This is a genomic window from Leptospira perolatii (assembly GCF_002811875.1).
In the GTDB taxonomy this organism is placed as follows: Bacteria; Spirochaetota; Leptospiria; order Leptospirales; family Leptospiraceae; genus Leptospira_B; species Leptospira_B perolatii.
In genome coordinates this window covers 1-6557 of record NZ_NPDZ01000030.1, presented here as the reverse complement: position 1 = coordinate 6557, position 6557 = coordinate 1, and the positions used below count along the sequence as shown (strand labels likewise).

Annotated in this window: 6 protein-coding genes; 3 read left to right on the top strand and 3 right to left on the bottom strand. The window is 41.6% G+C overall.

From position 1 onward, the window contains the following. Nucleotides 1-265: 265 nt before the first annotated feature. A complete protein-coding gene (locus CH373_RS18415) occupies nt 266-1480 on the top strand; it encodes an acetyl-CoA C-acetyltransferase (protein WP_100715571.1) in 1215 nt (404 codons plus the stop codon). Between the two features lie 80 nt (nt 1481-1560). Here CH373_RS18415 and CH373_RS18410 read toward each other — a convergent pair whose 3' ends face one another. Beyond that, nucleotides 1561-2706, bottom strand: a complete 1146-nt coding sequence (locus CH373_RS18410) for an acyltransferase family protein (protein ID WP_100715570.1) — start codon at nt 2704-2706, stop codon at nt 1561-1563. A gap of 71 nt (nt 2707-2777) precedes the next feature. Continuing rightward, the gene (locus tag CH373_RS18405; RefSeq protein WP_100715569.1) at nt 2778-3800 is read right to left on the bottom strand and encodes a DUF2804 domain-containing protein; all 1023 of its coding nucleotides are present in this window, start codon (nt 3798-3800) and stop codon (nt 2778-2780) included. Nucleotides 3801-3935: 135 nt separating this feature from the next. On the opposite strand from CH373_RS18405, the gene CH373_RS18400 reads away from it, so the two are divergent. After that, complete coding sequence (locus CH373_RS18400; protein ID WP_100715568.1) at nt 3936-4823, top strand: LIC_13029 family protein; 888 nt, start codon at nt 3936-3938, stop codon at nt 4821-4823. A 46-nt stretch (nt 4824-4869) separates the two neighbouring features. Here the strand turns inward: CH373_RS18400 and CH373_RS18395 are convergent, their stop codons facing one another. Next, on the bottom strand, nt 4870-5463 hold the full coding sequence (locus CH373_RS18395) for a DUF6962 family protein (protein ID WP_100715567.1): 594 nt from the start codon (nt 5461-5463) through the stop codon (nt 4870-4872). A 126-nt stretch (nt 5464-5589) separates the two neighbouring features. Here CH373_RS18395 and CH373_RS18390 point away from each other — a divergent pair, with 126 nt between their 5' ends. Then, the gene (locus tag CH373_RS18390) at nt 5590-6411 is read left to right on the top strand and encodes an aldo/keto reductase (protein WP_100715566.1); all 822 of its coding nucleotides are present in this window, start codon (nt 5590-5592) and stop codon (nt 6409-6411) included. Nucleotides 6412-6557 lie beyond the last annotated feature (146 nt).

Below are 6557 nucleotides of genomic sequence, written 5' to 3'. Positions count from 1 at the left end.
CCCCGCCCTGTTTTGGGTGGGGGGCGGGGGTGGTACAAACCCGACCCCCAACTTCGCCTACTATCACAAGCCAACCTATTTGGCAACCAAACTATAATTCTCAAAATTCAGTAGGAGCTCCTACAAAAAAGGTTTACACTGTTAAGATTGAAAGGTTCCAGAAACGGCTTGCTTTCCGCTCGTTTTCGGAAAATTGGAACCAGCGATAGATTTCGTTCCTAAACGAACGTTCAAAAAAGGCAATCGCCTAGTAAAGGAGACTCGTATGTCCAACGCTTATGTAATCGATGCAGTCAGAACCCCTAGAGGAAAAGGGAAAAAAAGAGGAGTTCTTGCCTCTGTCCATCCCCAGGAATTAGCCGGAGTTACCCTGAAAGCATTACAAGAACGTAATGGAATTAATCCGCAAGCAGTCGAAGAAGTTGTTATGGGATGCGTTTCCCAAGTAGACGATCAGGCAGCGTGTATAGCGCGTTATGCGGTTATGGCGGCTCAGTGGCCAAACTCAGTTCCAGGATACACAGTAAACAGATTCTGTGGTTCCGGCTTACAAGCAGTCAATAACGCAGCAAATCATCTTCAATCCAGAAGTATGGAGATCGCCGTCGGCGGAGGGATCGAATCCATGAGCAGGGTAAAAATGGGAGCGGATTTGAATGGGAGAGATTTTAATATCGGAAATCCGAATATCGAAAAACATTATAATCTTGTTCCTCAGGGAATCTCCGCGGACCTGATTGCAACAAAGTACAATATTTCTAGAGAAGAAGCGGATCGATTTGCTGAATCTTCTCAAATAAAAGCAGACAAAGCGATCAAAGAAGGAGCATTCAAAAAATCTATTATTCCAGTTAAGTTAGAAGACGGAACCGTAGTCGAAATCGATGAAAATCCTAGAATAGAATCTGATTACGCTTTTCTGTCCGGACTTGCACCTGTGTTCAAGACCATAGGAGAAAAGGAATTAGATGCAATTGCACAAAGGACCTACCCTGAAGTGCAAAAAATTAATCATATTCATACGCTTGGAAACTCCTCGGGTATTGTAGATGGAGCAGCTTCCGTACTATTGGCCAATGAAGAAGGTCTCAAGAAGTACGGACTGAAACCGAGAGCCAGAATTGTCTCTACAGCATCCACTGGAGAAGAACCTACCATCATGCTAACTGGACCAGTCTCGGCTTCACTGAAAGCGCTTCACTTAGCTGGTTTAAAGCCGGATGATATTGATCTTTGGGAAATCAACGAAGCATTTGCATCGGTCGTGCTCTATGTTCAAAAAAGCCTCAAAATACCTTCGGAAAAAATCAATGTGAACGGTGGATCGATTGCATTAGGACATCCTTTAGGAGCAACCGGTGCAATTCTTTTAGGAACCGCTTTAGATGAGTTAGAAAGAAGAAATAAAAAATATGCCCTTATCACACTCTGCATCGGAGGCGGAATGGGAGTAGCTACAATCATCGAAAGACTAAAATAGGTTTTCAAAATGCTTTCTTGCAGCAATAGCAAGAAAGCATTCCGTACTTTTCGGGTCGGATTTTGTTCGGCTCGAAAAGTTCAGATCTTCCAGTACCATTTCTTTTTATCCAAAAGATACAATAAACCAAACCAAAGCAGAACATTTACGAAAGCATACAAAAAAGAAGCAAGTTCCAAATTGCCAGTCCAAGACTGAAAACCTTGCGCAAAAATCCAGTTTTTGAGAGAAATCTTTCCTCCTTTCAAATTGCTGACCTCTATTATGTTCAAAGAACGCGCAAGCAAGCCCGAACCGAAAAACACGAGAATTGCATTTCTACCGAACGGAATGAAAATCTCCGAAATCATCCTTTTGGAAAAATCAGAAAGAATTTCAAGAATGAATAATATACTAAATGAGATTCCAGCGAGACCGCAGGTCCATAAAACATAGCTGCTCGTCCATAAGCTTTTATTGATAGGAAATTGCAAATCCCAGATCTTTCCGAGTCCGCACAAAACGAAAGAAGCAAACAAAGACCGCATCAAATAGCTTATCTGCAAGCTTTTGGAGCGATCCGATGAAAGATACTTCTTCAGACTTTCTCCGAAAAAAGTCCCAATCAAAGAACTTGCGACCGCAGATATCGTACTCAACAAGCCTTCGGGATCCCAAGTTTTGGACGACTTCCATAGATGATTTTCTCCGAAAACGAATCGGTCCAGCCAGGCACCCCAATTTTCGGAAGGCTCTAGACTCGGAGCTTCTATACCGGGAGGAGGAATTTTAGTAAGAAGAATCCAGTATAAAACTAGGATGACTGCGGCCAAGACACCTCTCAAGCGAGGATGTTCAGGAAAAAATAAAATAGCGGAGAAAAAATAAACCACTCCGATTCTTTGGAGCACACCTGGAATTCTGAGCTGTTCCAAAGACCAGTCTCCGAACCAGTGCAAAACCAAGCCTAGGAAAATAAGAACCAGGGACCTTTTCAGTACTTTCCAAATTCTTGATGTATGACTTTCTTCAAGTTTGCTCCTGTCCGAAAACGGGATAGAAGCTCCTACAGAAAATAGAAAGAAAGGGAAGACCAAATCTGTAGGAGTGCAACCATTCCAGGGAGCATGTTTTAGAGGAGAATAAATCGCGGACCAAGTTCCAGGATTATTCACCAGAATCATCCCTGCAACAGTTAACCCTCTAAATGAATCTAATGTGATACTTCGATTTTTGTCCTGACCCATTCTATAAAAGCGACTTCCTGAGATCTTTATCCAAAGTGATCCAATTCAAATTAGGTTTAGCTAATTCTTTTTTACCAAAGAGACCGGTGGAATTCGGTAAAACCCCAGACATCCTGAAAAGGAATTTCTTTACCGCCATTTGGCCGAAATGCTCCGGAGAATTTTCCAACAAACTGACGAAAGTAAAGTTTAGTAAAAAGCAGGTTCACCTTTTGAGATCGCTCTCCCTCGGGCTTAAATTCCAAGCGAAGTCTCCCCTCCTCGTCCCAAAGTCTCCATGGTCTGTACGGATCTGCTTGCGAAAAATCGAATATACAGCGATCTACTCGCTGCCGCTTTCCGTTGATCCAAAATGCGTTTTCGGAAAAGAAACTTTCGTTCACCAGAGCAGCAAAATTAGCTCCAATTTTCGTATCATTCGGTAAAATAGCTGAGAATGCAGCCCAATACCAGTTTGTCTCTCTCCTTAAGTAACCGCCCGACCAATCATATACTAGACTTACCTTGTCCAATCGATTGACCAATTGCTTTCCCTGATAAATCACTGATAATCGATTCGGGACCAGAGGTGAACACTTTTCGGTAAAAGTCCATCGAGTTGGTTCGGAGGGATTCAGTACTCTGAGTGGATGATGTGTGGACAGAGAATAGGGAAATTCACCAGATATCTCCAGCTTTCCCTTAAATTTTGCATCGATCTGTAAAAGACCTTCGGAGTGAGATTTATGGATTCGTAAAAACGAAGAACCTTTCTGAAAGTCTATCTGATATTCGTCCGGGTTGGCTGGAAATTTTAGCGCGACCCCGAAATCTGGTCCTTTTGTATCGAATTCAAATAATTTTCCCTCATCGTATTTATAAAGATACGCAAATACGTTGTAAGCGTAGCCCAGGCTAACCGCTGCAATTCCGACAAGACAGTCTTCCATCAAAAAGCCTAAGTAGTTAAAAGTGTGAAATGCAAACTTCTTCCTAAGTCCTTTTACTTCTCTGCCGAAAAAATTTAGAAGTTTAAAATCCTTATAATTGAATTCAATCGGAGTATCCCAAACGCCGTATCCGACTTGGTTGTCCGTTCCAATAATTCTATGCATATGTTCCGCTGATATTTTTGCTTTGAGTTGAAAAATCAATGGATTTCTAAGTCAGTTGGCAAATCTGCTTTACAATTAGGTTTTTACTTCCAGTATAGACCTACCAATCGTTCGGGAAAAAAACGAAACGGCAGTATGGGAGAAGTACAAAGCAAGCACACGGGAAGCAGCACGCTACTTGAACCATCTGATCTAAAGACATTAAAAGAAAAGAAGACATCTAGGGAAATTTCCCTTCTTTTATACAGAGTTTTATTTCGAACGGATGAAGTACGACAAGGTTCTATAAAGGTAGTAAAGGAAACCTTTATCAGAACTCATTCCAATCACCCGGAACAATTTCCGATTTTAGATCGCGCTACCTTCGTAAAAGGTATGATCTCCCTTTTTAAGACCTCTTCTATCATCCCTCCGGATAAACTTGAAATCTATTTTACAAACGTTCACTCTTCTTACCAAAACGAAATTCGATATCTTCTAGGAAAATCGACTCAGTTCACCTTTGATATTATGCTCCAAGTGATCGAATCCATACTTCAGGAGATGAGTCATCCGGAAGAACAAAGAAGTGTGGATGTAAAAGATAGGGAGCTCATTCTAAAACATTTTAGAGCCTATAACGATTTGTCCAAAGTCTTCAATAAGATGGGAACATCGAAAGCGGTCATCGATCGAAAGGACGAAATCATTATAGATGTATCTATCGCGCACAAAGAGATCACGATCGTTTCGATCGAAAACATGTTCCGAAATATTCTGGCCCAGATTCTGCTATCTAGAAAATATAATTGCGGAAACCTGATCGAAAAATGGGCCAAGGAATACGGCTTCGGACCGGAACAATCTGAACCGATGCGCCTTTATATTTCCGAAGCTGCTCCACTCACTGAATTCAGGACCCAATTTGCGAATGCTCTCCGCTCAATGAAGCCGGAAAACGAAATGGATCTAATGTTCCTAAGAACCCTATCGAACTATTACTCTTCTTGGGTTACTCAGGTTTCGGAACAAATCCCAGCTTAAAAGTTCTCGATATCAAACCCTACTTCAAATTTTTCCTTGGAAACTTTTACCCGAGTCGCTTGAGCGAAAATCCAAGACAATAACTAGCACCGGAAAGTGCAAAATGGTACAAATCAATTCTAGGAATTCCTCCTGCCTCACCTTGTGTTCCAATAAAAAGACCTGCAAAAATAAATAGCAGAGCGCCCAGAATCCCGTAGAGAGAAGCGATCTTATTCTGGCCTCCATATTTTCGAATGCAACTTACAATAACTATAATAAAGGAAAGTGCTCCGATAATCAGAGAATAGTTTCCTAGGCGATACATTACATCCAAAATAAATAATACGATCAGGACACCCGAAACAGTAGCCCAAGTTCGATGATTGATCTTAACAAGACACGCGCCCAAAAATCCTAGTCCTAACCAAGGAACTCCTACTTCTGCCGCAAATCTAGCAATCGGTCTATAGACCGGCTCGATGACTGAAAATCCAAAAAAGAAAAGACTTCCGAAAGCGGCTCCTAGTGCAATTGAGTACAAACCCCATGCGCCGCTTAACTTATTAATGTTCCCTTTGGCAGACATATGAAGTCGATATGCGGCAAAAAGAGCTACGACCGCAAGCAAGAGATCGGAAAGAGCTGTGTTAATTTGCATAGGCGAAGATTAGAAATAGAAACTATTTTATTGCAAGCCAAATCCTGACCGGAGTCTAACGATGATTTGTAAGTAAAATCTGATTTTCTTTTTAAGCAAATAATGATTTGAATGTACACGATTACTATGACCACTCAATCTATTAACCAATCTGTCACATTAAATAACGGAATTCAAATGCCAATCCTAGGATTAGGAGTTTGGAAAACTCAGTCTGGAAAGGAGTGCAAAAACGCAGTAAAAAGCGCTTTGAATGTCGGTTACAGACATATCGATACTGCCAAAATCTACGGGAACGAAGAGGACGTAGGAACAGCAATCAAAGAGAGCGGAATTCCGAGAGAATCGATTTTTATTACCACCAAACTCTGGAATGGTGATCAGAACGATGCGAGGGCCAGCCTAGAAGCTTCGTTGAAAAGAATGGATCTGGATAAGATCGATCTTTATCTGATACATTTTCCCGTACGTAAAACAATGAAACAAGCTTGGAAAGAATTGGAGAAGGCTTACGAAGATGGTTTAGCTAGATCGATTGGAGTAAGTAACTATACGACAGATCACCTCAAGGAACTGTTCTCATACGCAAACGTTATTCCGGCAGTCAATCAGGTGGAATATCATCCTTTCTTAAACCAGACAGAACTTTTAGAGTTATGCAAAACCAATAAAATCCAACTCGAAGCCTACAGTCCTTTGGCTCATGGCAAAAAAATCGATGAACCAAAGCTTGCCTCTCTTTCTAAAAAGTACGGAAAAACTCCCGCTCAGATTCTGATTCGGTGGTGCGTCGATAAGGACTTGGTCGTGATTCCAAAATCGGTTCGCGAGGAAAGGATCAAAGAGAACTCTGAAGTTTTTGATTTCTCTCTCCAACCGGAAGACATGCGTCTTATGGAATCTTGGAACGAGAATTTTAGAACCTGCTGGGATCCGACTGGGGTTTAGACTTTTCTTAGAACTCTCTCTGATCCGGAATTTCGATTCTGGAAAATTTGACGCGGAATCTCCCCGCCCTCGGTATGAACCGGAGACATGGGTAACAGAATAGACCGGGAACATAGGTAACACTAAACAAACGCAAAGGAGGACAA

What these genes read in the sequence shown, in the direction of transcription:
- CH373_RS18415 (WP_100715571.1), top strand. Translation starts at nt 266, where the DNA reads ATGTCCAACGCTTATGTAATCGATGCAGTCAGAACCCCTAGAGGAAAA.
- CH373_RS18410 (WP_100715570.1), bottom strand. Translation starts at nt 2,706, where the DNA reads ATGGGTCAGGACAAAAATCGAAGTATCACATTAGATTCATTTAGAGGG.
- CH373_RS18405 (WP_100715569.1), bottom strand. Translation starts at nt 3,800, where the DNA reads ATGCATAGAATTATTGGAACGGACAACCAAGTCGGATACGGCGTTTGG.
- CH373_RS18400 (WP_100715568.1), top strand. Translation starts at nt 3,936, where the DNA reads ATGGGAGAAGTACAAAGCAAGCACACGGGAAGCAGCACGCTACTTGAA.
- CH373_RS18395 (WP_100715567.1), bottom strand. Translation starts at nt 5,463, where the DNA reads ATGCAAATTAACACAGCTCTTTCCGATCTCTTGCTTGCGGTCGTAGCT.
- CH373_RS18390 (WP_100715566.1), top strand. Translation starts at nt 5,590, where the DNA reads ATGACCACTCAATCTATTAACCAATCTGTCACATTAAATAACGGAATT.